Origin of the sequence: Allobacillus sp. SKP2-8, assembly GCF_007559355.1 — a bacterium.
Lineage (GTDB): Bacteria > Bacillota > Bacilli > Bacillales > Alkalibacillaceae > Allobacillus > Allobacillus halotolerans.
This window is the reverse complement of sequence record NZ_VMHF01000043.1, coordinates 1-811: the sequence shown is the minus strand read 5'-3', so window position 1 is coordinate 811 and position 811 is coordinate 1. Positions and strand designations below refer to the sequence as shown.

Genomic DNA, 811 nt, shown 5'->3' with positions numbered 1-811 from the left:
TGCCGGCCTAGCTCAACTGGTAGAGCAACTGACTTGTAATCAGTAGGTTGGGGGTTCAAGTCCTCTGGCCGGCACCACTTATTTTCTCCGCAAGGTGAAAATGATGAACAAATGATCCGAGCCATTAGCTCAGTCGGTAGAGCATCTGACTTTTAATCAGAGGGTCGGAGGTTCGAATCCTCCATGGCTCACCATTTGCGGGTGTGGCGGAATTGGCAGACGCGCTAGACTTAGGATCTAGTGCCTCCGGGCGTGGGGGTTCGACTCCCTCCACCCGCATCATCTTGTTCGCGGAAGTAGTTCAGTGGTAGAACACCACCTTGCCAAGGTGGGGGTCGCGGGTTCGAATCCCGTCTTCCGCTCCATTATGCAAAAAGTTGTGCCGGGGTGGCGGAATGGGCAGACGCACAGGACTTAAAATCCTGCGGAGGGTGTACCTCCGTGCCGGTTCGAGTCCGGCCCTCGGCACCATTGATTTTCTTTGCGCCCGTAGCTCAATTGGATAGAGTGTCTGACTACGGATCAGAAGGTTAGGGGTTCGACTCCTCTCGGGCGCGCCATATAACGGGAAGTAGCTCAGCTTGGTAGAGCACTTGGTTTGGGACCAAGGGGTCGCAGGTTCGAATCCTGTCTTCCCGATATTCCTATGGGGCCTTAGCTCAGCTGGGAGAGCGCCTGCTTTGCACGCAGGAGGTCAGCGGTTCGATCCCGCTAGGCTCCACCATATTTTATACTTTCGAACCTTGAAAACTAAACAAAATAGCCTGAAGTCAATTCGGTTTCTTTCTTATTGATTGGGAAAGAAACAAAC

General features: G+C 53.1%; 8 tRNA genes. All 8 read left to right on the top strand.

The features are described 5' to 3' along the window. Position 1 precedes the first annotated feature (1 nt). The 8 genes from FPQ10_RS12845 (at position 2) to FPQ10_RS12810 (ending at position 724) form a co-directional block, all read left to right on the top strand. Positions 2-77 (top strand) — tRNA-Thr (locus tag FPQ10_RS12845). A gap of 41 nt (positions 78-118) precedes the next feature. Beyond that, a tRNA-Lys gene (locus FPQ10_RS12840) sits at positions 119-194 on the top strand. 3 nt (positions 195-197) lie between these two features. Beyond that, positions 198-279, top strand: a tRNA-Leu gene (locus tag FPQ10_RS12835). Positions 280-290: 11 nt separating this feature from the next. Then, a tRNA-Gly gene (locus FPQ10_RS12830) sits at positions 291-365 on the top strand. A gap of 16 nt (positions 366-381) precedes the next feature. Further along, a tRNA-Leu gene (locus tag FPQ10_RS12825) sits at positions 382-471 on the top strand. 12 nt (positions 472-483) lie between these two features. After that, a tRNA-Arg gene (locus FPQ10_RS12820) sits at positions 484-560 on the top strand. A gap of 5 nt (positions 561-565) precedes the next feature. Then, positions 566-639, top strand: a tRNA-Pro gene (locus tag FPQ10_RS12815). A gap of 9 nt (positions 640-648) precedes the next feature. After that, positions 649-724 (top strand) — tRNA-Ala (locus FPQ10_RS12810). Positions 725-811: the final 87 nt, after the last annotated feature.